This window comes from Maribellus sediminis (genome assembly GCF_011799805.1).
Classification (GTDB): Bacteria; Bacteroidota; Bacteroidia; order Bacteroidales; family Prolixibacteraceae; genus Draconibacterium; species Draconibacterium sediminis_A.
The window spans coordinates 1,255,552-1,278,585 of the sequence record NZ_WXUB01000002.1 but is presented as its reverse complement, the minus strand read 5'-3'; the positions used below and the strand labels follow the sequence as shown (position 1 = coordinate 1,278,585).

At 42.4% G+C, this 23,034-nt stretch carries 17 protein-coding genes; 8 read left to right on the top strand and 9 right to left on the bottom strand.

Annotated features, from left to right (window positions below):
• The first annotated feature begins 153 nt into the window (after positions 1-153).
• The 6 genes from HFD85_RS11635 to HFD85_RS11610 all read left to right on the top strand — a co-directional run bounded on the left by HFD85_RS11635 (position 154) and on the right by HFD85_RS11610 (position 13,035).
• Positions 154-5,673: an alpha-2-macroglobulin family protein gene (locus HFD85_RS11635; protein WP_167609411.1), complete on the top strand. Its 5,520-nt coding sequence runs from the start codon at positions 154-156 to the stop codon at positions 5,671-5,673.
• A 13-nt stretch (positions 5,674-5,686) separates the two neighbouring features.
• Positions 5,687-8,047, top strand: coding sequence for a penicillin-binding protein 1C (pbpC, locus tag HFD85_RS11630; RefSeq protein ID WP_206081948.1), 2,361 nt, complete (start codon positions 5,687-5,689; stop codon positions 8,045-8,047).
• Positions 8,048-8,168: 121 nt separating this feature from the next.
• Positions 8,169-9,395: a bifunctional 3,4-dihydroxy-2-butanone-4-phosphate synthase/GTP cyclohydrolase II gene (locus HFD85_RS11625; RefSeq protein ID WP_167609408.1), complete on the top strand. Its 1,227-nt coding sequence runs from the start codon at positions 8,169-8,171 to the stop codon at positions 9,393-9,395.
• 85 nt (positions 9,396-9,480) lie between these two features.
• Positions 9,481-11,037, top strand: coding sequence for an arylsulfatase (locus tag HFD85_RS11620; RefSeq protein ID WP_167609405.1), 1,557 nt, complete (start codon positions 9,481-9,483; stop codon positions 11,035-11,037).
• A gap of 19 nt (positions 11,038-11,056) precedes the next feature.
• The gene (locus tag HFD85_RS11615) at positions 11,057-12,631 is read left to right on the top strand and encodes a sulfatase family protein (RefSeq protein WP_167609402.1); all 1,575 of its coding nucleotides are present in this window, start codon (positions 11,057-11,059) and stop codon (positions 12,629-12,631) included.
• A gap of 113 nt (positions 12,632-12,744) precedes the next feature.
• The gene (locus HFD85_RS11610; RefSeq protein WP_206081947.1) at positions 12,745-13,035 is read left to right on the top strand and encodes a hypothetical protein; all 291 of its coding nucleotides are present in this window, start codon (positions 12,745-12,747) and stop codon (positions 13,033-13,035) included.
• 53 nt (positions 13,036-13,088) lie between these two features.
• On the opposite strand, the gene HFD85_RS11605 is transcribed toward HFD85_RS11610, so the two are convergent.
• The 4 genes from HFD85_RS11605 to HFD85_RS11590 are packed head-to-tail and all read right to left on the bottom strand — an operon-like array spanning position 13,089 to position 15,425.
• Positions 13,089-13,559, bottom strand: a complete 471-nt coding sequence (locus HFD85_RS11605; protein ID WP_167609397.1) for a hypothetical protein — start codon at positions 13,557-13,559, stop codon at positions 13,089-13,091.
• Positions 13,560-13,563: 4 nt separating this feature from the next.
• Positions 13,564-14,022, bottom strand: a complete 459-nt coding sequence (locus HFD85_RS11600; protein WP_167609394.1) for a hypothetical protein — start codon at positions 14,020-14,022, stop codon at positions 13,564-13,566.
• A 56-nt stretch (positions 14,023-14,078) separates the two neighbouring features.
• Entirely contained in the window at positions 14,079-14,627 is a 549-nt protein-coding gene (locus HFD85_RS11595) for an RNA polymerase sigma factor (RefSeq protein WP_167609391.1), read from the bottom strand.
• A 51-nt stretch (positions 14,628-14,678) separates the two neighbouring features.
• On the bottom strand, positions 14,679-15,425 hold the full coding sequence (locus tag HFD85_RS11590) for an NUDIX hydrolase (protein ID WP_167609388.1): 747 nt from the start codon (positions 15,423-15,425) through the stop codon (positions 14,679-14,681).
• Positions 15,426-15,778: 353 nt separating this feature from the next.
• Between HFD85_RS11590 and ychF the strand changes: the two genes are divergently transcribed.
• Together ychF and HFD85_RS11580 are read left to right on the top strand one after the other, a co-directional pair.
• The gene (gene ychF, locus HFD85_RS11585) at positions 15,779-16,879 is read left to right on the top strand and encodes a redox-regulated ATPase YchF (RefSeq protein WP_167609385.1); all 1,101 of its coding nucleotides are present in this window, start codon (positions 15,779-15,781) and stop codon (positions 16,877-16,879) included.
• A 276-nt stretch (positions 16,880-17,155) separates the two neighbouring features.
• The gene (locus tag HFD85_RS11580) at positions 17,156-18,793 is read left to right on the top strand and encodes a glycoside hydrolase family protein (protein ID WP_167609383.1); all 1,638 of its coding nucleotides are present in this window, start codon (positions 17,156-17,158) and stop codon (positions 18,791-18,793) included.
• 258 nt (positions 18,794-19,051) lie between these two features.
• Here the strand turns inward: HFD85_RS11580 and yajC are convergent, their stop codons facing one another.
• From yajC to HFD85_RS11555, 5 genes are all read right to left on the bottom strand, one after another.
• Entirely contained in the window at positions 19,052-19,375 is a 324-nt protein-coding gene (yajC, locus tag HFD85_RS11575) for a preprotein translocase subunit YajC (protein ID WP_240925036.1), read from the bottom strand.
• Between the two features lie 11 nt (positions 19,376-19,386).
• Entirely contained in the window at positions 19,387-19,818 is a 432-nt protein-coding gene (locus HFD85_RS11570; RefSeq protein WP_167609380.1) for a DUF1573 domain-containing protein, read from the bottom strand.
• A complete protein-coding gene (gene nusB / locus HFD85_RS11565) occupies positions 19,818-20,765 on the bottom strand; it encodes a transcription antitermination factor NusB (protein WP_167609377.1) in 948 nt (315 codons plus the stop codon). Before nusB ends, HFD85_RS11570 begins: the two co-directional genes overlap by 1 nt.
• Before the next feature lie 122 nt (positions 20,766-20,887).
• The gene (locus HFD85_RS11560; RefSeq protein WP_167609374.1) at positions 20,888-21,703 is read right to left on the bottom strand and encodes a rhomboid family intramembrane serine protease; all 816 of its coding nucleotides are present in this window, start codon (positions 21,701-21,703) and stop codon (positions 20,888-20,890) included.
• Between the two features lie 296 nt (positions 21,704-21,999).
• On the bottom strand, positions 22,000-23,028 hold the full coding sequence (locus HFD85_RS11555) for a threonine aldolase family protein (protein WP_167609371.1): 1,029 nt from the start codon (positions 23,026-23,028) through the stop codon (positions 22,000-22,002).
• Positions 23,029-23,034 lie beyond the last annotated feature (6 nt).

Sequence of the window (23,034 nt, the reverse complement as noted above, 5' to 3'; positions counted from 1 at the left end):
ATTGAATTAATAACATAATAATGTTGTAAGGAAGAATGCTTGTCAATCAAACTTTGGTTACTTTTAGGAACCAAAAATAGAGCAGGCAAAACCCCTATATCCGGTAATGAAACAGGAATAGATTAGCCAATTAAGAACTATACATACGCTAAAATGAAAAAACTAATTCTCCCATTTATCCTTATTCTACTTCTTGCTTCGTGTTCAAAAACCGAAAAGAAATCTGTGCCAACCGACATCGCTTTTAGCCGATATGTCCAGGCATTTACAAGCGGTATTATTTCCAGCAAATCAGCCATTTCTGTACATATGAGCCAGGCGGTTGACAGTGCTGTAAATATTCAGAACTTGTTTCATTTTAAACCAGGAATAAAAGGAGAAACCGTATTAGTGGGAGGGCGTATTTTTGAGTTCAGGCCTTCGGAGCCATTAAAATCAGGGACGAATTATAAAGCCGAATTTGAGTTAGGCAAAGTATTTAAGGTAGATAGCAAATACCAAAAAATGCCGTTCGAGTTTTCAACTGTTCAACAAACTTTTTCGGTAACAGTTGAGGGCTTGAAAAATTACGAAGGATTGAATTCCAACCAAATGCAACTTACAGGTTATTTGTTGTCTGCCGATGTGGCTGACGCAGAATCATTTGAAAATATTGTAAAGGTTACTGCAGATGGAAAAGAAATGCCGGTTTTATGGAATCACGATAGTAGTCGCCGTAAACATTTTTTCACCGTCGACAGTATTTCTCGTATGCAGGACGAGGCTAGAAAGGTAGTTGTAAAATGGGATGGAGGATCATTGAATACGGATGTTTCGGGGACCAAGGAACTGGAAATTCCGGCATTGAATACCTTTAAAATATTGGACGCAACGGTTGTTCAGCAGCCTGAGCAGTATGTAAACGTTCAATTTTCCGATCCCTTGTTAAAAACGATGGATTTGGAAGGATTGATTGAAATGGATAATACCACTAACCTGCGTTTTGAAATAGATGGGAATTCGTTAAAAGTTTGGCCGGGTAAACGTGTTTCAGGGGTAAGAACCATGAACGTTTACGAAGGAATTAAAAGCGCAAATTATGCGCGATTAAAAAAACGGGAAACATTCGTTTTAAAATTTACCAATGCTGAACCGGCGGTGCGCCTGATCGGAAAAGGGGTGATTGTTCCGCAAACCGATCGACTTGAATTTCCTTTCGAAGCTATAAGTCTGAATGCAGTGGATGTGCGTTTGGTAGAGATCTACAAAAACAATATTCTGCAGTTTTTGCAGGAGAACCGTTTAACCGGAAGCTCCGATCTGAGACAAGTTGGCCGTCTGGTTTATGAGGGTAAAGTAGATCTGATTTCAGAAAATCCGGTGAATTATAACGAATGGAACACCTTCAAAGTAGATTTGGCAAAATTGGTGAAGATCGAACCGGGAGCGATTTACGAAGTTGAACTTCGTTTTCGTAAAGATTATTCACTTTATGTGTGTTCCGAAGATTCGACCAAAGAAATGGTGCCTGAAATTGATTTGGCAAGCGGTGAAGAGTATGAAACCGAGTGGGATTCGCCGGGCTGGTACGACAGTTATTACTATCCGAGAGGTTACAACTGGCAGGAACGCGATAATCCGTGCCATGTTTCGTATTATAATTCCGATCGATTTGTAAGCCGGAATATCATGGCTTCAGAACTGGGGATTGTGGCAAAAGAAGGGCGCGATCATCGTATGCTATTTGCGGTTTCGAACCTTGTTACAACCGACCCTGAATCGAACGTAGATCTGCGTTTGTATAATTTCCAGAACCAGCTGATTGAAACTATAAAAACCGATGCAGAGGGTATGGCTGAAGTTAACCTGAAAAAGAAACCATTTCTATTGGTAGCTCAAAAAGGTAATCAATACGGTTATCTGCGCCTGGATGATGGTACTTCGCTTTCGGTAAGCAACTTTAACGTAGCGGGGCAGGAAATAACGGAAGGATTAAAAGGCTTTATTTACGGCGAACGCGATGTGTGGCGTCCCGGAGATACTTTGTTCCTGAATTTTATTCTGGAAACAGCTGCACACGATCCCGAAAATCATCCTGTAATTTTCAGCCTGATCAATCCAAAACAACAAGTGGTTGAACGGCGTGTGGTCAGCAACAACGAAAATGGCTTCTACCTTTTGACTTCTAAAACTAAAAAAGATGCTCCAACCGGAAACTGGCGCGCCGAAGTGCAGGTTGGCAACAGCATATTTTCCAAACGTGTGAAAATAGAAACCATAAAACCTAACCGGCTGAAAATTGAATTGGGATTACCAGGTGACAAGTTGCTCGGAAGCGACGATAAAAGTTTGCCGATAAACGCTTCCTGGTTGCATGGAAGTCCGGCGAAGTCGTTGAAGGCTAAAGTTGAGGTGTTGTTCACAAAAAGCTCAACACAGTTTTCCGATTTTCAGAACTACACCTTTACCGATCCGGCCACCCGCTTTTCGAGCAAAGAAGAAACCATTTACGAAGCACAACTCGATGAGGCCGGTAAGGGAACTATTCCGTTAAAATTGGAAGGTTTGGATAACGCACCCGGAATGCTGAATGCCTGGTTTACTTCGCGTGTTTTCGAAACCGGCGGCGATTTTAGCACATCGGTTACCAAAGCGCGATACTCGCCATATTCGGCATACGTGGGGGTGCGTATGCCCGAATCGGAAGACAACTGGTACAAAACCGATACTGATTATCAGCCCGAAATTGTTGTGGTCGATAAAAACGGGAAAGCGGTTACTGGCGATGACCTTGAAGTCCGCTTGTATAAAGTAAACTGGCGCTGGTGGTGGGAGTCCGGTTCCGAAAATCTGGCGCACTATGTTTCCGGAAGTTACTATCAGCCAGTTAACTCGTGGCAAATTCAAGATGCCGAACACAAATCACAATTCAACCTGAATGTAAGATACAACAGTTGGGAAGACAATGGCCGCTATTTCCTGTGGGTGAAAGACAATACTTCGGGACATTCAACCGGAATTACTTTTTACATGTCGAGATGGGGAGGCTGGCGTTCGGACGGAATGGCTGAAGGTGCTACCATGTTAAGTATTCGAACTGCAAAACAGAATTATAAAGTAGGAGAAGAGATAGAAGTTACTATTCCTTCGTCGAAAACGGGTAAAGCGCTGGTAAGTCTCGAAAACGGGACAAAAGTGCTGGATATGTTTTGGGTGGAAACGAACGACAAACAAACCCGTTTTACCTTAAAAGCAGAACCCGAAATGGCACCAAACTTTTATGTTCATGTGAGTTTGATTCAGCCTTTTGGAAGTACTGAAAACGATGCACCACTGCGGCTTTACGGCGTTATTCCGGTGGAAGTAGAAAATCCGGAAACCATTCTGAAACCGGTGATCAGTGCTCCTGATGAAATTGAACCGGAAACGAACTACACAGTTGAAGTTTCCGAAGCCAACAAACAGAAAATGACGTACACCCTGGCAATTGTTGATGAGGGTTTGCTGGGAATCACCAATTATACCACGCCAAATCCGCATGCTACTTTTTATCAGCGCGAAGCACTTGGAGTGAAAACCTGGGATTTATACGATTATGTTGCCGGTGCTTATGGTGCACGGCTCGAAAAAGCGTTTGCGGTTGGTGGCGACGGCGAAATGAGCGGAGCTGAAAAGAAAGAAGCCAATCGTTTTAAACCTGTTGTTCAGTTTGCTGGGCCGTTTACGCTCGAAGCCGGGAAAAAGCAAAAACACACATTCAAAATGCCGAATTATGTTGGTGCCGTTCGAATGATGGTGGTTGCCGGAAATCAGGGAGCTTATGGTGCCGAAGAAGTTTCGGTTCCGGTGCGAAAAGGTTTGATGTTGCTGGCTACTGTTCCGCGAATGCTGGCTCCGCTGGAAACTTTTGATTTGCCGGTGAATGTTTTTGCAATGAAAGAAAACGTAAAAGATGTTTCTATTTCGGTAAAAGCTAACGATTTGTTTGAACTTGCTGGAAGTAAGGAGAATAAACTTCAGTTTACCGAAATTGGTGAGAAAATGAGCTATTTCAAATTGAAAGTAAAAGCTCAGACCGGTGTTGGAAAAATTGTGGTGGAAGCCAAATCGGGTAAAGAAACGGCCAGCTACGAAGTGGAAGTTAAGGTGCGAAATCCAAATCAGGCTTTGACCGTGCAGCAATCGAAACTGGTTAAAGGCGGTGAGAGCTGGAAAACGGAGTTGCAAAATCCGGGTGAACCGGAAAGTAATGAAGCCTGGGTTGAAATATCCGGATTTCCTCCCTTAAACCTGAACAAACATTTAGATTACCTTATACGGTATCCGCACGGATGTGTGGAGCAGGTAACGTCTTCGGTATTCCCTCAATTGTACCTTGGAAATCTTACCGAAATTGATGCCGATCAGAAACTGAAGATCGAAAACAATATTCGTCACGCACTTATAAAATTACAGGCTTATCAGCTTGGAAGCGGCGGATTTAGTTACTGGCCCGGTTCGTCGTATGTCAACGAATGGGGAACGAACTACGCGGGTCATTTTCTGATTTGTGCCGAAAAGGCCGGTTATTCACTACCTTATGGTATGAAAGACAAGTGGCTGCGTTATCAGAAATCAGCAGCACGTAACTGGCGCACAACGCAAGGCAACTCCGATTTTTACCACTACAGGAATTACGACCTGAATCAGGCTTATCGTTTGTATACTCTCGCATTGGCCGGAAATCCTGATTTGGGTGCGATGAACCGGCTACGTGAAAAAAATTCCAAATCGTCGGATGTGTTGTGGCGGCTCGCATCGGCATATGTTCTGGCAGGTAAAAAAGAAATTGCGCAGCAGCTGGTTGCCAATTTATCTACTGAAGTGAAAGAATACAACGAGTTAGGCGGGACATTTGGCTCGTCGTTACGCGACAAGGCAATGATTCTGGAATCGCTTGTTTTGTTGGATGAGCAGGAGAATGCTTTTGCGATGTTGCAAAATGTTTCGGACGACATTAATAGCCGGAGTTGGCTGAGTACGCAAACCGCTGCCTGGAGTTTATATGCAGCCGCTCAGTTCTCGGAAAAATTTTATAAAAACGGAAGCGAAACCGGGTATGAGTTAAGCGTTAACAATGAAAAGTCTGATGCTCGCACAAAGATTCCGGTAATTAAAATTCCTGTTCAGAACGGCAAAACCAAAAAGCTTGCTTTAGATTACAGGAACACCGGGGCAAACGCCACTTTTGTGCTCCTGGTCGCCAAAGGAATACCTTCGGGTGTCGATTCAACTTCAGGTGCCAGTAATCTTGGATTGGAAGTGAAATACCTCGATGCCGCCGGTAAATCCATCGATCCGGCCTCCATTTCGCAGGGAACTGATTTTAGGATGCAGGTTACGGTAACGCATCCCGGCAAAAAGGTAGATTACGAAGAAATGGTGCTTTCTGCATTGATTCCTTCAGGCTGGGAAATTCTGAATAAACGATTGGGCGATGCTCCTCAGAGTGATGCAAATTTTGAGTATCAGGATATTCGCGACGACCGGATTTATACCTATTTCGATTTGGAAATGGGCAAACAAAAAACGTTTACTTTTTACCTGAATGCTGCATATAAAGGTGAGTTTTACCTGCCGCCGGTAAGTTGCGAGGCGATGTACGACAACAGCGTGAATGCGCGCCGTGGAGGTGAAATGGTAAGTGTGAATTAGCAATTTTATTGCTGTGACCGGAAGGAGAATTCATAAAACGAGAGCAGGAAGATTAGTGTTGACCTTCCTGCTTTTATTGTTGGTGTTGTTTTTCATCGGAGGCTTGTTTGTGCCACGTCCGCTTTTCAATACTTCGTATTCTACGGTTGTAGAAAGCAGCGAAGGCGAATTGCTGGGCGCACGCATTTCCGGCGATGAACAATGGCGTTTTCCACCCGTGGATTCCATTCCTGATAAATACGGAAAATGTGTGCTTAGTTTCGAGGATAAGTATTTTTATGCGCATCCCGGAGTTAATTTGTTTTCTCTAGCCCGGGCATTTTTTCTAAACGTGAAAGCGCGAAGAATTGTAAGCGGTGGAAGTACAATTACCATGCAGCTCTGCAGATTAGCGCGTGGACAAAAAGAAAGATCAGTATGGAATAAGCTGATTGAGATTTTCTGGGCTTTGCATGTTGAATTGCGCTATTCGAAGTCGGAAATTCTGGAGCTGTATGCCTCGCATGCCCCATTTGGTGGAAATGTTGTTGGACTGGATGCGGCTGCCTGGCGGTATTTTGGTCGCGATCCGGGGCAGTTGTCCTGGGCAGAGTCGGCAACTCTGGCAGTTTTACCCAACGCGCCGTCGCTGATTTATCCCGGTCGGCTCGATCAGCGACTAAAACAAAAACGAGACAAATTATTGAATCAGTTGCTTGTTGAAAACGAGATGGACAGTATTACCTACCAATTGGCCATTTCAGAACCTTTGCCCGGAAAAGTAAATGCTTTACCCGACATTGCTTTTCATTTAACTGAAAAAGCCAATGCTGAAAAACGCGGGCAGCGCATTCATTCAACTATCCAATATGGACTTCAGAATAGGGTAAACGAGATAGTGGCCCGACATCATCAGCGTTTAAAATCGAACCTGATAAATAATATGGCTGTGCTTGTAGTAGAAATTCCATCGAAAAAAGTGCTGGCCTATGTCGGAAATACGAACAGTTCGGATAGTATTGCACACGGAAATCAGGTGGATATTGTGCAATCGCCACGCAGTACCGGAAGTATTCTAAAACCTTTTCTGTACTGTAAAATGCTTGATGAAGGATTGCTGCTTCCAACCATGCTGGTGCCGGATATCCCGATTCGTTTTGGCGGTTTTACACCCATGAATTTCGATCGGGAATATAACGGTGCAGTTCCTGCAGAAGAAGCTTTGGCGAGGTCATTAAATATTCCGGCTGTGCATTTGTTGCGCGATTTTGGTGTAGGCCCTTTGTATTCCTTTTTGCGAAAAACAGGAATGAGTACTTTAAAAGAACAGCCCGGGCACTATGGTTTATCTCTGATTCTTGGAGGGGCCGAAATTGAATTATGGGATTTGGCCGGAATGTATGCTTCGCTGGGCACTATCCTGAAACGCTATGAAAATGAGGATGGATTTTATTCTTCGAAACCTTTTTCCCCTTTAATTTGGGACGAAGAAATTCCTGTTTTGGAAGAACAACGTACCCAACCATTTGTACGTGCTGCTTCGGTGTATTCTACACTCGATGCTTTGTTGAAAGTGAAACGCCCGGAAAGTGAAACTGGCTGGGAACATTTTGCCCATTCGCGAAAGATTGCCTGGAAAACCGGAACCAGCTTTGGTTTTAGGGATGCCTGGGCGGTTGGTGTCACTTCACGGTATGTCGTTGCAGTTTGGTGTGGCAACGCCGATGGCGAAGGCCGTGCAGGATTAACAGGTATTACTGCTGCAGCTCCGGTAATGTTCGATGTTTGTGAGGCCTTACCTTTTTCTGAATGGTTTCAGGTACCTGATGATGAAATGCAAACCATTGACGTTTGCGCAGAAAGTGGATACCGTCCCGGCGAATTTTGCGAAAAGCGCATAGAAGTGCAGGTTCCGCAGGGAAATAAAGTAGGTGTGTGTCCGTGGCACGAGCGGATTCATTTTAATAACGAAAAAACTTATCGTGTAAATGCTAATTGTTACCCGGTTTCTGAAATGCAGCACCAAAACTGGTTTGTTCTGCCACCGGCACTGGAGTACTATTTCAAACGACAGAATGTGCTGTATGCAACTTTGCCACCTTTGATGCCCGGTTGTTCAGAAACCGAGCAGCAAATGGAATTTATATATCCACGTGAATGGAACCGGCTTTTTATTCCGGTTGACCTGGATGGAACACCCGGAAAAATTATTTTCGACCTCGCACACCGATCCGGAAATGTTATTGTTTACTGGTATTTGGATGATAGTTTTATTGGTACAACAAAAAATGTCCATCAGTTTGAACTTCGCCCTGAAGCGGGCTGGCACAGCATAACAGTAACAGATAATCTGGGCAATTCGATTACAAAAAAGTTCCTGGTTGTTAACCAATGAATCAACTTCGAACAACAGGATGCTGTGTTACTTTAACCCAAACTTATCAGGCATATAATATAAATCATGAGTTGGTTTGGTAAAAGTTTGTAATTTTGCCCCTGATTTTTTTAGGGCAGTTATGACAGATATCAAGTTAAATACTATTCCTGAGGCTATTGCAGCCATCCAAAGAGGGGAGATGGTGATCGTTGTTGACGACGAGGACAGAGAGAATGAAGGTGACCTGATTGTAGCTTCGGAACTGATCACTCCTGAAATTGTAAATTTTATGGCTTTGCATGCCAGGGGGTTGATTTGTGTTGCGCTGACTGAAGAGCGTTGTACAGAGTTGAAGCTTGATTTGATGGTTGGCAAGAATACATCGTCGAACGAAACAAACTTCACCGTTTCAGTTGATGCTATTCATCCGGAAGTGACTACCGGAATCTCGGCGTCTGACCGTGCCATCACCATAAAAATGTTGGTGGAAGATTCTACGCGGCCCGAACAACTGGGACGTCCAGGGCATATCTTCCCTTTAAAAGCAAAAAACCGCGGTGTCCTCCGCCGCAGTGGCCACACTGAAGCCGCAGTCGACCTGACCCGCTTGGCAGGACTGAAACCTTCAGGGGTATTAGTAGAGATCATGAACGAAGACGGTACCATGGCCCGTTTACCCGAACTTTACGAGTTTGGCCAAAAGCATAACCTGAAGATTGTTACTATTAAAGACCTGATCTCATTTCTTTTTCAGAGTGAAAGCCTGATAGAAAGAGGAGAAGAAGTTCATTTGCCAACTCAATACGGCGATTTCAGAATCGTTCCTTTTCGTCAGAAATCAAATGGAGCCGAGCATGTGGCACTGATAAAAGGCGATTGGGAAGCGAATGAGCCCATTCTTACGCGTGTGCATTCATCGTGCATGACCGGAGATATTTTTGGTTCGATGCGTTGCGAATGTGGCGACCAGCTGCACGAAGCCATGGAAATGATCGACCGTGAAGGAAAAGGTGTAATTGTTTACATGATGCAGGAAGGTCGCGGTATTGGATTGCTGAATAAAATTGCTGCCTACAAACTTCAGGACCAGGGACTGGATACCGTTGAAGCCAATATACATCTCGGTTTTAAAGCCGATGAACGCGATTATGGTGTCGGCGCCCAAATTCTGCGTAACCTGGGAGTTACCAAAATGCGCCTGATGACGAACAATCCGGTAAAGCGTGTTGGTTTGGAAGGTTATGGCCTTGAGGTAACCGAGATTGTACCGGTGGAAATTCCGCCGAACGAACACAATCAACGGTACATGAAAACCAAGCGCGACAGGATGGGACATCACCTGAAAGGTTTTAACTACGACATTTAATCTTTTTAAAATTTTTATAATTACGGGCGAATTTGTCTTATTTTTTTAGAGAATACCTAGATTTGTAGATCTAAAAATTAAGACCATGAAAAACGTTTTGTTTGTAGTTCTGTTATTCTTAACTACGTTTAAGATTTCCGCGCAGGACCACTCCAAACCACCTCACATCATTTTTATCATGACCGATCAGCAACGTGCTGATGCATTGGGTTGCATGGGCAACGAAGCCGTGATTTCTCCCAACATCGACAAGTTAGCTGAAGAAGGAGTGATATTCGAAAACGGCTATTCAGCAACACCAAGTTGCACTCCGGCCCGCGCAGGATTGCTTACCGGACTTTCGCCATGGCACCACGGAATGCTGGGGTATGGAAAAATAGCACGTAAGTATAAATACGAAATGCCTGAATTGCTTCGCGAAGCCGGTTATTATACGTTCGGAATTGGTAAAATGCACTGGTTTCCGCAAAAGGCTTTGCACGGTTTCAACGGAACATTGGTTGACGAAAGTGGACGTGTGGAACAGGACGGTTACATCAGCGATTACCGCGATTGGTTTAAACTGCAGGCGCCGGGCGAAGATCCGGACAAAACAGGAATCGGCTGGAATGAACACCGCTATGGAGTTTATCAACTCGACGAAAAACTGCATCCTACCTACTGGACCGGAGAAACGGCCATTGAATTGATAAAAAATTACAATCTGGATCAACCACTTTACCTGAAAGTTTCGTTTGCCCGTCCGCACAGTCCGTACGATCCGCCCCAACGAGTGCTCGACATGTACAAAGACGCTAAAATTCCGGAGCCTTATCTGGGTGATTGGGACGCAGAATGGCAGGGCTACGATGGTGGTCCGGATGCTGCATTCGGCGATTACGGAGTCGACTATGCGGTTGAAAGCCGACGTCATTATTATGCCAACATTACCTTTATCGACGAAATGGTTGGTGAGATCATAAAAACCTTAAAAGAAAAGGGAATGTACGACAATGCGCTGATCTGTTTTACTTCTGATCATGGCGATATGATGGGAGATCATTACCACTGGCGAAAAACCTATGCCTACGAAGGTTCATCGAATGTGCCTTTTATTTTGAAATGGCCAAAGAATTTTGAAGGGAAATTGCAGCGTGGCGCAACACTTGAAAATACGACTGAATTACGCGACTTTTTGCCTACCTTCCTTGATGCTGCCGGAGCCGAAATTCCTGAAGAGCTGGATGGCTTGTCGATGCTTAACCTGGTTCGCAATCCAAAATCGGAATGGCGGCCTTACATCGATATGGAACATTCAACAACCTACAGTAAGGATAATTACTGGAGTGCCCTTACCGACGGTACCTGGAAGTATATCTGGTTTTTTAGTACTGGAAAGGAGCAGTTATTCAACCTGAAAAATGATCCGGGTGAGATAACAGACCTCTCGGAGACCAACAAAAAAGAACTGGAAAAGTGGCGCCAGCACATGGTGGATCATCTGAGCGAAAGGGGAGAAGGTTTTGTAAAAGATGGAAGACTGGTGTTACGAACCGAAAACATGGTTTACAGTCCCAATTATCCTGAAGATATACGAACAGATTCAGAGCGGCTTAAAGATTGGCGTGAGTTGTATAAAGGAGTCGACGATTTAGCGAATTAAAACTAATAAGTTAAGCGATATGAATACTAAACTTATAGAAGCACTCAAATCTGCACTGTTTGTTTGTGCCACGATTTTGCTTTTTTCAGCTTGCAATACAAAAGAGGAACCGAAGGAGCAACCAAATATCCTCTTTATTCTTAGTGATGACCATACATCGCAAGCCTGGGGTATCTATGGCGGAATTCTTAAAGATGTAGTACATACACCAAATATCAGCCGGCTGGCCGAAGAAGGAGTGGTGCTGGATAATTGCTTTTGCACAAACTCAATTTGTACGCCGAGTCGTGCCACTATTTTAACCGGTCAGTACAGCCACCACAACGGGGTATATACCCTGGCCGATGCCTTGTATCCCGATAGCATGAACATAGCCAAAGTACTGCACGAAAATGGCTACCAAACCGCCATTGTAGGAAAATGGCACTTAAAAAAGCAACCTGCAGGTTTCGATTATTTTAATGTATTGCCCGGGCAGGGACGTTACTGGAATCCGATCCTGAAAACCAAAGAGAACTGGGAAGACGGTTATGGCGGAGGAAAAGAATACGAAGGTTTTTCAACCGATGTGATTGCCGATTTGAGTATCGACTGGATGAAAAACCGCGACAAGACAAAGCCTTTTATGATGATGTGTCATTTTAAGGCGACACACGAACCTTATGATTTTCCCGATCGCTTTAAGCATCTATTGGATAGTGTTGAAATTCCTGAGCCGGCCAGTCTGTTCGATGCAGGCCCCGAAACAACAGGCCGTACTTTTAAGGGGCAGGTGTTGGAAAATCTGCGTGATCGCTTCCTTGCAAATACCCGCGATTCGACCTACTGGGCACAATATCCCGAGCTACCGTTTTCGGTTGACGGTCTGGATGCCAAAGAACAACGCAGAAAAACTTACCACAAACTCGTTAAGGATTTTATCCGAAGCGGGGCAGCCATAGATGACAATATTGGCAAATTGCTCGACTTTCTGGAAGCTGAAGGCATTGCAGACAATACCGTGGTGATTTATACTGCCGATCAAGGCTACTTTTTAGGCGAACACGGTTTCTTCGATAAGCGACTGATTTACGAAGAGTCACTCCGAATGCCTTTTGTTATTCGTTATCCCAAAGAATTTAATGGGGGTAAACGTATCAACGACATTATTCTGAACATTGATTTTGCAGCTTTACTGGCCGATTTTGCAGGCGTTAAGAAACCTGATTTTGTTGAAGGGAACAGTTTCAGAGCAAACCTGAAAGGTGAAACACCCGACAACTGGCGCCACTCAATGTATTATCGTTATTGGTTGCATTTAGTTGATCGTCCTGCTCATTTCGGCATCAGAAATCAGCGATATAAACTGGCTTTCTTTTATGGACAGCCGCTTGAAAAAGAAGGTACCCAAAAGGAAACAACCGAGCCGGCCTGGGAATTCTACGACCTGCAAAAAGATCCGAAAGAGCTGCACAATGCTTATGGCGAGGCTGAATATGCTGCTATCATAGCAGAGATGAAAACAGAGTTGATACGATTACGTAACGAAAACGGAGATACAGACAAGGATTACCCGGTGATGCAGGATCTTATTTCAACACACTGGAACGACTGATGCGCATAGTGTTTCTATACATTTGGTAAACATAAAGCGACTTTTTTATGCTTTTGTTGAAGCGGAAAGAGCATAAATCCTTACTTTTAAAGAAATTTAAAACTCGAAATGAAATGGATGGAAAAACAAAAGCAATTGTTGCACATATTACCTGGATAGGTTGGGTAATTGCCTTGATCATTAATTCAAATGAAAAAGATGAACTGGCCAGCTTCTACATTCGCCAGATGTTGGGACTCTGGCTGTTCTCGCTTGTAATTACTTTCATTCCTGTTCTAAACATTGTTGGATGGATAATAACTCTGGTATTCTGGATTATTAGTCTTATTGGTGCGGTAAACGGCGAAATGAAAGAAATTCCCTGGGTTGGTAAATTATTTCAGGATTGGTTTAAGGCATTATAATTGTAAAAACGATAAACGAAAAAAGACAGGCTTTGGCCTGTCTTTTTTTTATTTTATTCATCGGGTGAATCGTCTCGATGTTCCCTAAACTTTCGGAACATGTACATTCTGAATTCTCCTTCGGCCTTGTACATCTTAAGTACTTTTTGTGGTGGAAGAATCTTCAGGAATTTCTCGTTATATTCGGTAGCCAGCATGCCTTCTTTTTCGAGGTTGCTCGCAAATTCCCGTGTCAGTTTTATTATTTCGTGATCGGATGACTGTTCGGTTGCTTCACGAACTTGTTTCTCCAAATCGCGTCTACTTTTCTGTACTTCCGATCGTTCCTTTTCCATTGCATTATAAACCGGCCAGAATTTTTCAGCTTCCTGAGGTGTCAAATCCAGTTTATTGGTAAGAAATGCTACTTTTTCAGACCTGTATTTTTCCCACCGGTCCTGATTCCCATCCCTGTTCTTTTCCTGGGAAAAACCCTGACTTACAAGAAAAAGGCTGATAAATATGATTGCAAAAATCCGTTTCATAATCTTATTGGTTATTTTTCAAATTTTCGTAAAGTTCGTAATCACTAAAATTGGCGCTTACATATAAAGTCAATTCATCATCTGTAAAATCATCGTTATTTTCCGATTCGTTTAACAATGCAACGAAAGACGACTCGTCGATACTTTCTATGTAATTTAAAATACCCCAATCTGCATCAGTTTCCTCAGTGTTTTGGGCTAAGTCTGTTACCCGCTCGGGTATAAATGTTTTTAAAGGCACGTATACCAGCATAAAGATCAAAGCAAAGCTTGCTGCCAGTCCCAGTGCCGGTTTAAGTATTTGAATAAACTTGATTTTCCTGGGAACGGCTGCACTTTTCTCGGCTTCCAGCTTCATTTGAAGACGGGCAGAAAAATCATCGAAATAATTGTCCGGAGTCCTGAACGGATGCTCCTTCTTCAGTTTCGATAATTCGGGTGCGTTATTTTTCAACTCATTCATTTTTCCCATTTTAATATTATTATTGACTCTAATTCTTATAAAAGGTTTAAATCTTGCTAATCCGTATTTTTCAAAAATTCTTCAATCTTTTTGGTAGCATGATGATACGATGCTTTTAGCGCTCCAACCGAGGTGTCGAGAATTTGCGCCATGTCGTCGTATTTCATTTCATCAAAATATTTCATGTTAAAAACCAGCCTTTGTTTTTCGGGTAATTTTAAAATAGCCTCCTGTAATTTTAGCTGAATCTCATCGCCGTCAAAATACGGATCCGACATCAGGTTGTCAACAAGGTATTCATTTTCCTCTCCCAGTGCCATCAGGCTTTTCTTTTTCTTTGAATTTAAAAAAGTAATCGATTCGTTGGTGGCAATTCTGTACAACCAGGTGTAAAGGCTCGATTCTTCCCTGAATTTGTCGATGCTGCGCCAAACCTTCATAAAGGTATTCTGCAGGATGTCGTCGGCATCGTCGTGGTTCATTACAATTTTCCGGATGTGCCAGTACAAGCGTTCCTGGTATGTTTTTACCAGAACGTGGAAAGCAAGATCTCTCTTGTTTTCGTCCCTAAGATCGGCGATAATATGTTGTTCTGAATCCGGCATAAATAGTTCCTCAGTATGACACGTTTTGCCGGTAAAGGTTTAATGCCAATTTTAGATACTAAAATTCAGACCTTCTTCGGTAAGTTGCTGGTAAATTTTCATATCGAAAGCATAAAGTTTAGCTGCGCGGTGTGCCACATTGGTTTGTTTTTTCTGCGTGTCGACCAACAATCCCATTTTTTGTATTTTTTTCCTGAAATTTCGGGTGTCGAGTTTTTTATCCAGAATAACTTCATACAAGGTCTGCAATTCGGTTAAAGTAAAGTTTTCGGGCAACAAATGGAAACCAACCGGGTGATATTTTACTTCCTCACGCAGAGTTCTGAGCGCACTGTCGATAATGGCTTCAGAGTCGAAAATCACTTTAGGAAGTTTATCAATTTCGAACCATTTAACAGCCTTGGCAATCGATGATAATTCCAGATCGTGATATTCAGGGTTAATAAGAGCATAGTAAGCCACAGTTAGAACACGCATATGCGGAATGCGCTTCGAGTCGCCAAATGTTTTGAATTGTTTCAGGTAAATGTTTTTTAAACCTGTTGCAACCTCAAGAATTTTTTTTGCATAAACATCCAAATCCTCTTCAATGGGAAGGTGGGTACCAATAAGTCCCCAGTATTGGTCGGAGGCCAGTGCAGGGTTTTTTTCAAATATTTCCTTGGTTTGCTGATATTCTTCTTCGGTCGTGAGAAAATTCTCGAGAAGTGCGGGTTCGGCCTGCCATAACAAAACATTGAGTTTGTTGTCTTTAAAACCGAAAATAACACAGTCGATCGACAGATTTTTAAGTATCATAAGTTTAAAGTTTTAACAAATGTAAGGAATGCAGCCATTAAAACCATATTTTTCTTTTTAATTGTGCGAAACACAATAAGCTTTGTGGCTGCCGTCCAGCTTGATAATTCAGAGTTTTTACTTTCACTTTTTTGTCACTTCAATTTTAGTGAAAAATTTGAATATTCAGGGTAAGTTGTTGCAATCAGTTTTGATCTTTCGAAATCAAACGTTTTATTGCTCTGAAAAACAGTAGATTAAAGTTTTTGTAAAGGGTTGATCCACTGAATTTAAATCATTGGAATAGATCATAATAGGGTTAGAGTAAATTTCAAAAAAAAATTACCTTTGCAGCGCAAATTTAATCAAGTAAAATGGCTTTAAAATGTGGTATTGTTGGTTTGCCAAATGTGGGAAAATCAACACTTTTCAACTGTTTGTCGAGTGCGAAAGCACAGTCGGCTAATTTTCCTTTTTGTACTATTGAACCCAATTTAGGGGTAATTACCGTTCCCGATGAACGATTGAATAAACTCGAAGAACTGGTAAAACCTCAGCGTGTGGTTCCTACCACCGTTGAAATTGTTGATATTGCCGGCCTGGTGAAAGGTGCAAGCAAAGGTGAAGGACTGGGAAACAAGTTCCTTGGAAATATTCGTGAAACCGATGCTATTATCCACGTTTTGCGCTGTTTCGAAAACGACAACATTACCCACGTTGATACAACCATTGATCCGGTTCGTGATAAGGAAACTATTGATATTGAATTACAGTTAAAGGACCTTGAAACTGTTGAAAGCCGGATTGTAAAAGTTGAAAAACAGGCACGTACCGGAAACGATCCGGAAGCAAAGCGCTTGTATCGCATTCTTTCAACCTATAAAGAAGTGTTGGTGCAGGGAAAATCAGCACGTACAGTTGAAGTTGATCCCGCTGATCTTGCCACTGTAAAAGGTTTGCAATTGTTGACAAATAAGCCTATTCTTTATGTATGCAATGTAGACGAGCCCGCTGTTTTAAAAGGAAATAAATACGTTGAGGCGGTTAAGGAAGCAATAAAAGACGAAAATGCTGAAATGCTGATGATCGCAGCTGCCACAGAAGCCGATATTGCAGAGCTGGAAGATTTTGAAGAACGCCAGATGTTTTTAGATGACCTTGGTTTAGAAGAAGCTGGAGTTAGTAAACTGATTAAATCGGCCTACAAACTGTTGCAGCTCGAAACTTATTTTACTGCCGGTGTGAAAGAAGTTCGTGCATGGACTTACCACAAAGGTAGCAAGGCACCACAAGCTGCCGGTGTTATCCACTCCGATTTCGAAAAAGGATTTATTCGTGCCGAAGTGATCAAGTACAACGACTTTGTAACTCTTGGTTCGGAGCTTGCCTGCAAGGAAGCCGGAAAAATGGCGATCGAAGGAAAAGAATACGTGGTTCAGGACGGAGACATTATGCATTTCCGTTTTAATGTATAAGCCTGGTAAATTTAATTACAGGTAAGCTATAATACTTCCGGGTAGGTTGGAAGTAAATCTTTTCACGATATTGAAGTCGCTTCAGTATCCACATGGAAATAGCACCACTACCACTAAGAACACTAAGTCACAAAGCTAAAGTTTTCAAATAGAAAGATTTCTTAGAGTCTTTGTGCCTTGGTGTTTTCTGTTAAAAACCATTCTTAATTTCTTACCCCAAACTGAATATGTTTATATTTGGGAAAATGTACCAACTAAATATAAACCTATTTTCTTATGACTAATGCGAAGCTGTTTTTTACTCTAATTCTTGGATTCATTTTTGCGTTTTCAAACGCCCAGATAACCGAACGTGAACGACCGGCAGAATGGAATAAACTGGTTTTTGGCGGTCGATTTATGGATCGTTTTTTACCCATGCCCGATCTTGGTGGGAAGACTTCTAATACCTGGGGGGCGAAGAATGTGATTCCGCGCGATGTGAATAATGGCATCGAAGATCCGCTTTGGTCGTACTGGGGCGGTAACATTCGTTTAATGGACGATGGGAAATACCATTTGTTTGTATGCTGCTGGGCTGAAAATTCTCCGAAAGGACACATGGAGTGGGGGAATTCAAATGTGGTTCATACTGTTGCTGAAAATCCGGCCGGCCCGTATAAAGTTGTATCTGAAATTGGAAAGGGGCACAATCCCGAGTGGTACATCACCAAAGACGGAAAATTTGTGATTTATGTAATCGAAGGATATTACCTGGCCGACAACATTAACGGACCATGGGAATATAAAAAGTTTGAATTCGATCCAGGTGACCGCAAAATTATCGAAGGTCTTTCAAACCTTACTTTTGCCGAACGTGAAGACGGTTCGTACCTGATGATCTGTCGTGGAGGCGGAGTCTGGATCAGCAAAGACGGACTTTCTACCTGGAATCAGATCTCCGACTCACGTGTTTATCCTCCGGTTGACGGACGTTTTGAAGATCCGCTGATTTGGAAAACCAACATTCAGTATCATTTGATTGTAAATGACTGGCTGGGACGAATTGCCTGGTACCTGCGCTCGAAAGACGGTGTGCACTGGAAAGTAGAGCCGGGTGAAGCCTACATGCCCGGAATTGCCCGACACGAAAACGGTGTTGTTGAAGATTGGTTTAAATATGAGCGAATAAAAGTTTTGCAGGACGAGTACGGTCGGGCAGTTCAGGCCAATTTTGCCGTGATCGACACCATAAAATGGGAAGATCATGCCAACGATAATCACAGCTCAAAGAACATAACGATTCCGCTTACCGTTGGCAGGCTGCTGACGGTGTTGAATAAAAAGCCGATCGACAAAAATACTATGGAAATTCGAGTGCAGGTGCAGGCAGAAGAAGGTTTTGATCCAAATACAGATATCGATCTTGAATCATTACGTTTTGGAGCACCGGAAGAAGTAAACTTTGGCAGAGGTTGCAAGCTTAAAAACATTCAGGCTGATGGTAAAAATGCCATCCTTACTTTTTACGGAGAAGGAAACGGCATTGATGACGATAACTTTGCTGCCAAACTCTTAGGGAAAGATAAAAACGGAAAATTACTTTTTGGCTATTCACGCTTGCCGGGAGTTCAATACATAGAAGCAGAATTATCGGCCCGCAAGCCCGGGATTGATTTAGCCGCGAATACAATTTCAGTTGAGGTAGAAAACTTTGGCCAGGTGAAGTCGGAGAAAGCAACAATACAAGTGTTTCAAATTGAAGGAGAAAAGCAAGTCGAAATTGGTCGATCTACTGTGCCAGTTTTAAAACCCTACGAACAGATTCAGTTGAAAATGAAGGCTTCCGGAAAACTTTCTGAAGTTGCCGGGCAGAAATACCTGGTTGTAATCAATGCCGGAAAACCAAATGAAGTTAAATTTCATGTAAACTAAAGAAACTCGTGTTTATCGCAATAAAACAATTATGATTCCTGGGAATCACAAACAGGAATGAAAGCCATACAATTTTATGCAGACTCTCCCTCATTCCCTCTCTGCGCGCAGAGAGGGACGATTGTGTCGTAGGCACAATCAGGGTGAGTTAATAATAATTGATTCTACTCTGAATACCAATTATTGCACTACGAGACTTTCAGAAAAAAAAGGGTTGGCCTTTAAAAGACCAACCCTTTTTCATTTTAGCAAAACGGTTTAGCGCTGTGGTTGAACGTCGCTCATGTCTTTTACAATACCGTTTTTATCAACTTTAATCAGTACATCTTTAGCTACTTCAAGCATGATGTATGTTTCTTTTACTTCTGAAATTTTTCCGTAAATACCTCCGGTAGTTACTACTTTATCGCCTTTAGCTAATGCTTCACGAAATTTACGTGTTTCTTTCTGACGTTTCATCTGCGGACGAATCATAAAAAAGTAGAACACTACAATGATCAGCAACAATGGCAAAAAGCTCATCAGTGGGTTGGCTTCTGTACCTTCGGCGGGTTGCATCATTAACAAAATACTATTCAACATGTCTGTAATTTTTAATATTTAATTTCCAATAATTCGTTTTTAACCGTAGCAAAAATAGCTAAATGTTTTAATTCCTTGCTATTTCCATGAATTTCAATTGTCTTGTATTCTCTTCCAACCAAACCGGAAGTATCCAGTTCAACTTCTATCCATCCTTTTTCGCCGGGTTTTACGCGCTCCTCAATATAGTTTGTATGCACACAGCCACAGTCGGTTTCAATCGATTCGATTACAAAATCGTGGCTTCCGGTATTCTCAAATTCGAAGGTGTGCAGTACGATTTCGCCGGCCTTCAGTTCGCCAAAACCATGCGATAGTTCGGTAAATTCAATGCTTGTATTTTGAAGCGGAGTTTCAACTTTTTGTGCAGACTTTTCCTGCGGCGATTTACCCGTGCAGGCCACCGTTAAAAAAAGCAGTATCGAAACAAATACACGGTTCATTATTCGCCAATCAATCCTCTGCCGGCCTTGTTGACTTTTTCCGACTTTTTCAGGTCTTTCAGCGTTTTGTCGAGGATGCCGTTGATAAAGTTCCTGCTTTTCTCGGTGCTGTAAAACTTACTCAGTTCGATGTATTCGTTCAGTGTGACTTTTGTTGGAATACTTGGGAAATAAAGGAATTCGGCTATTGCGAGTTGCATGATCAGGATGTCCATAAAGGCAATACGTTCCACATCCCAGTTTTTCGAGTGTTCTTTAATCAATTCACGCAGTTCGTCGTGATTGATGATTGATTTACGCAGCAGGTCTTTAGTAAAATCGCGGTCTTCCTGGTCCTTGTACATCGGCATTAAACGTTGGTCCGAATTCGACAGTTCGTTAAAACGTTTCAGGGTTTTAATGATCATCGAGATCACAAAATCAACGTCATCGTTCCAGTAAATGCTTTTTTCTTCGAGCACCTGGTAAAGGTCTTCCGACACCAAAATAATTTTGTTGAACAGCCTTTCGATAAATTTGCGGTCGTCGAGGTACGAACGGGTTTTGTCGTTCATGTAAGTTTCGTACATCTCCGATTCAATCATCATCAGGTACAATTCCTTGATCAATTCAGGATTGTCTTTCCACGAAAGTTTTTTCTGCTCGAGGTAACTAAACAGCTGTCGGTTTGTACGCAGTTGGTCGATAACCTGGTTGGTGATGAATTTTGTATTCGGGTTAAGATCTTCGTACGATGGCTGGTGTTTATTCTTTTTTATCTCGATCCTGTTTTCGGCATAATCTGCTATTTCAATTACCAGATCGAAGAGGTAATGGTACAGATCGTAGGCTTTTTGGATGCAGAAAAAGAGTTCTTTTTCAGTGTTGTTAATCGACTTTTCTTCTGATGAATAATAGGCGTACAACACTTGCAACACCTTGGTACGGATAATCCTTCTGCTAATCATTTTAAATGAACTTCGTAATAAAATATGGCGCAAAATTACACCTTTTTTTTAATCTTGTTGAGAGTTGCATCACAAATGAACAGAACCTTAATTCTGAGTGAAAAGACAAAGCACCCGGTGAATTAAAACTGCCCTGTGTGACTGATATTTCCGGGAAGTTTGTCCTTTTCTTTTACTGTTTTTTTCTGCTTCGTAAACCCAGCCTGATCACCCTCAATCGGAATCTTTCTCCCCGTTTCGTCTTCCACCTCCACCTGTTCCTGTTCCTCCGCCTTTGCCTTTTCTTCCTCATCCTCATCTTCTTCTTCCAACTCCCAATCGTATTTTTCGCGGCGAATAATATATTTTCGATAATAGAAAGCCAAAACCACACCTGAAATTGTTCCCGACAAATGACCTTCCCATGAAATTTCGGGACGGATGGGAAGCAGGCCCCAAACCAAACCTCCGTATAAAAACACAACCACCACTGAGAGTGTGAGTAAACGCACATCAGAACGGATGATTCCGCTCACAAAATGAAATGCAGCGAGGGCATAAACAACTCCACTTGCGCCAATGTGCCAGGCCTCGCGCCCCATCAGCCAGGTACTGATCCCTGACAAAAAATACAGTAAAAAGAAAATGCGGTACGAAATACGCCGGTAGAAATAAATGAGCATAAAACCCAAAATGAATAAGGGGAGCGAGTTGGAGAAGAGGTGACTAAAATCGGCATGGATAAAAGGGGAGAAGAGTACGCCCTGTAAGCCGTCGAGTCGTAAAGGGAATATGCCGAACTCAACTAAACTGTATCCGGAAGTGAGTTCCAGTATCTTTACGATCCACATCAGCAATACAAAAATTGCCGGAAACAGGAGGCTGTGATAGAAAATTTTCTTCTCGATCTCAGGATCCAGTTTTTTGGGATTGCTTGGATAATAACGAAATAAGGGCATTTGCTTTTCTCTTGTCGGTTTATGCAAGCGATATTAGCCGCCTGCTTTTTTACTGAAGCTGAAAGTTAAGCATTTCTGTTACTACCAAAAATTTTAAATAAAGTTTAGTTATTAATTTGAATATCTTTTAAGTATGAAATTCTGAGGATTGATGATTTTTGTACCGTGGCTTTAGCCCGGTGAATAAAGTGCATAAAAATATGGCCCCAGCCATTAAGATTTTGAATATTAACGGCTAAAGCCAGACTTGCATCTACCTGGAATCACCGGGTTAAAACCCGGTGCAAAAGATTGATTTACTTGGCCAGTAATTTCCTGATCAGCTTTACAAAATCGAGAATTTCCTGTTCTGTTGTATCAAACGAACACATCCAGCGAACTTCCGATTTTATTTCATCCCACATGTAAAAGAAAAACTGTTCTTTTAGTGGTTCAATAATTTCGGGCGGAACAATGGCAAATATACCGTTGGCTTCAACCGGTTGCGTAATTTTAATTTCGGGTATCCGGCTTACTTCCTTTTCAAGCAGTTTAGCCATTTTATTTGAATGAGAAGCTGTTTCACGCCAAAGGTCGTTTTCGAAATATGCCTGGAACTGTGCCCCGACGAAGCGCATTTTCGAATATAGTTGCATGCTTTGTTTCCGAATGTATTTGGTAAGTTTGGTTAGTTCAGGATTAAAAAACAGCACCGCTTCACCCAACATCATACCGTTTTTTGTGCCTCCAAACGACAATACATCCACACCGCAATCTTTGGTAAATGTTTTAAATTCGAGGTTGAGCGAAACAGCGGCATTGGCAATCCGGGCACCATCCATGTGCAAGAACATATTGTGTTTATGAGCCAGATCGGCCAGTGCGATAATTTCTTTGGGTTGATACACCGTACCCATTTCGGTAACCTGAGAAATGGATATCACTCCGGGCTGCGAATGGTGCTCGAATTCAAATCCTTTCAAATGTGGCAGCACTGCTTCGGGCGTTACTTTTCCGTTAACCGGTTCTACCGGAATCAGTTTACAACCTGTAAATTTCTCGGGCGCCCCGCATTCGTCTTCCTGGATATGCGCGGTTTCGGCACAAATTATCGAGTTAAAACTGTGTGTGAGTGTTGAAAGCCCCAAAACATTGGCGCCTGTTCCGTTAAACACAAAAAACACTTCGGTTTCGCGCCCAAATCGTTGCTTAAAAATATCGATTGCATTTTGCGTGAACGGGTCGTTGCCATAGCCAACAACATGTCCCTGATTAGCGGCTTCCATCGCCTTAAAAATTGCCGGGTGAACTCCGGAATTGTTATCGCTTGCAAATCCTTTTTTCATAATAAT

Excerpts from the sequence above, each read along its gene's own strand:
- HFD85_RS11635 (WP_167609411.1), top strand. The coding sequence starts at position 154 with ATGAAAAAACTAATTCTCCCATTTATCCTTATTCTACTTCTTGCTTCG.
- HFD85_RS11625 (WP_167609408.1), top strand. The coding sequence starts at position 8,169 with ATGACAGATATCAAGTTAAATACTATTCCTGAGGCTATTGCAGCCATC.
- HFD85_RS11620 (WP_167609405.1), top strand. The coding sequence starts at position 9,481 with ATGAAAAACGTTTTGTTTGTAGTTCTGTTATTCTTAACTACGTTTAAG.
- HFD85_RS11615 (WP_167609402.1), top strand. The coding sequence starts at position 11,057 with ATGAATACTAAACTTATAGAAGCACTCAAATCTGCACTGTTTGTTTGT.
- HFD85_RS11610 (WP_206081947.1), top strand. The coding sequence starts at position 12,745 with ATGGATGGAAAAACAAAAGCAATTGTTGCACATATTACCTGGATAGGT.
- HFD85_RS11605 (WP_167609397.1), bottom strand. The coding sequence starts at position 13,559 with ATGAAACGGATTTTTGCAATCATATTTATCAGCCTTTTTCTTGTAAGT.
- HFD85_RS11600 (WP_167609394.1), bottom strand. The coding sequence starts at position 14,022 with ATGAATGAGTTGAAAAATAACGCACCCGAATTATCGAAACTGAAGAAG.
- HFD85_RS11595 (WP_167609391.1), bottom strand. The coding sequence starts at position 14,627 with ATGCCGGATTCAGAACAACATATTATCGCCGATCTTAGGGACGAAAAC.
- HFD85_RS11590 (WP_167609388.1), bottom strand. The coding sequence starts at position 15,425 with ATGATACTTAAAAATCTGTCGATCGACTGTGTTATTTTCGGTTTTAAA.
- ychF (WP_167609385.1), top strand. The coding sequence starts at position 15,779 with ATGGCTTTAAAATGTGGTATTGTTGGTTTGCCAAATGTGGGAAAATCA.
- HFD85_RS11580 (WP_167609383.1), top strand. The coding sequence starts at position 17,156 with ATGACTAATGCGAAGCTGTTTTTTACTCTAATTCTTGGATTCATTTTT.
- yajC (WP_240925036.1), bottom strand. The coding sequence starts at position 19,375 with ATGTTGAATAGTATTTTGTTAATGATGCAACCCGCCGAAGGTACAGAA.
- HFD85_RS11570 (WP_167609380.1), bottom strand. The coding sequence starts at position 19,818 with ATGAACCGTGTATTTGTTTCGATACTGCTTTTTTTAACGGTGGCCTGC.
- nusB (WP_167609377.1), bottom strand. The coding sequence starts at position 20,765 with ATGATTAGCAGAAGGATTATCCGTACCAAGGTGTTGCAAGTGTTGTAC.
- HFD85_RS11560 (WP_167609374.1), bottom strand. The coding sequence starts at position 21,703 with ATGCCCTTATTTCGTTATTATCCAAGCAATCCCAAAAAACTGGATCCT.
- HFD85_RS11555 (WP_167609371.1), bottom strand. The coding sequence starts at position 23,028 with ATGAAAAAAGGATTTGCAAGCGATAACAATTCCGGAGTTCACCCGGCA.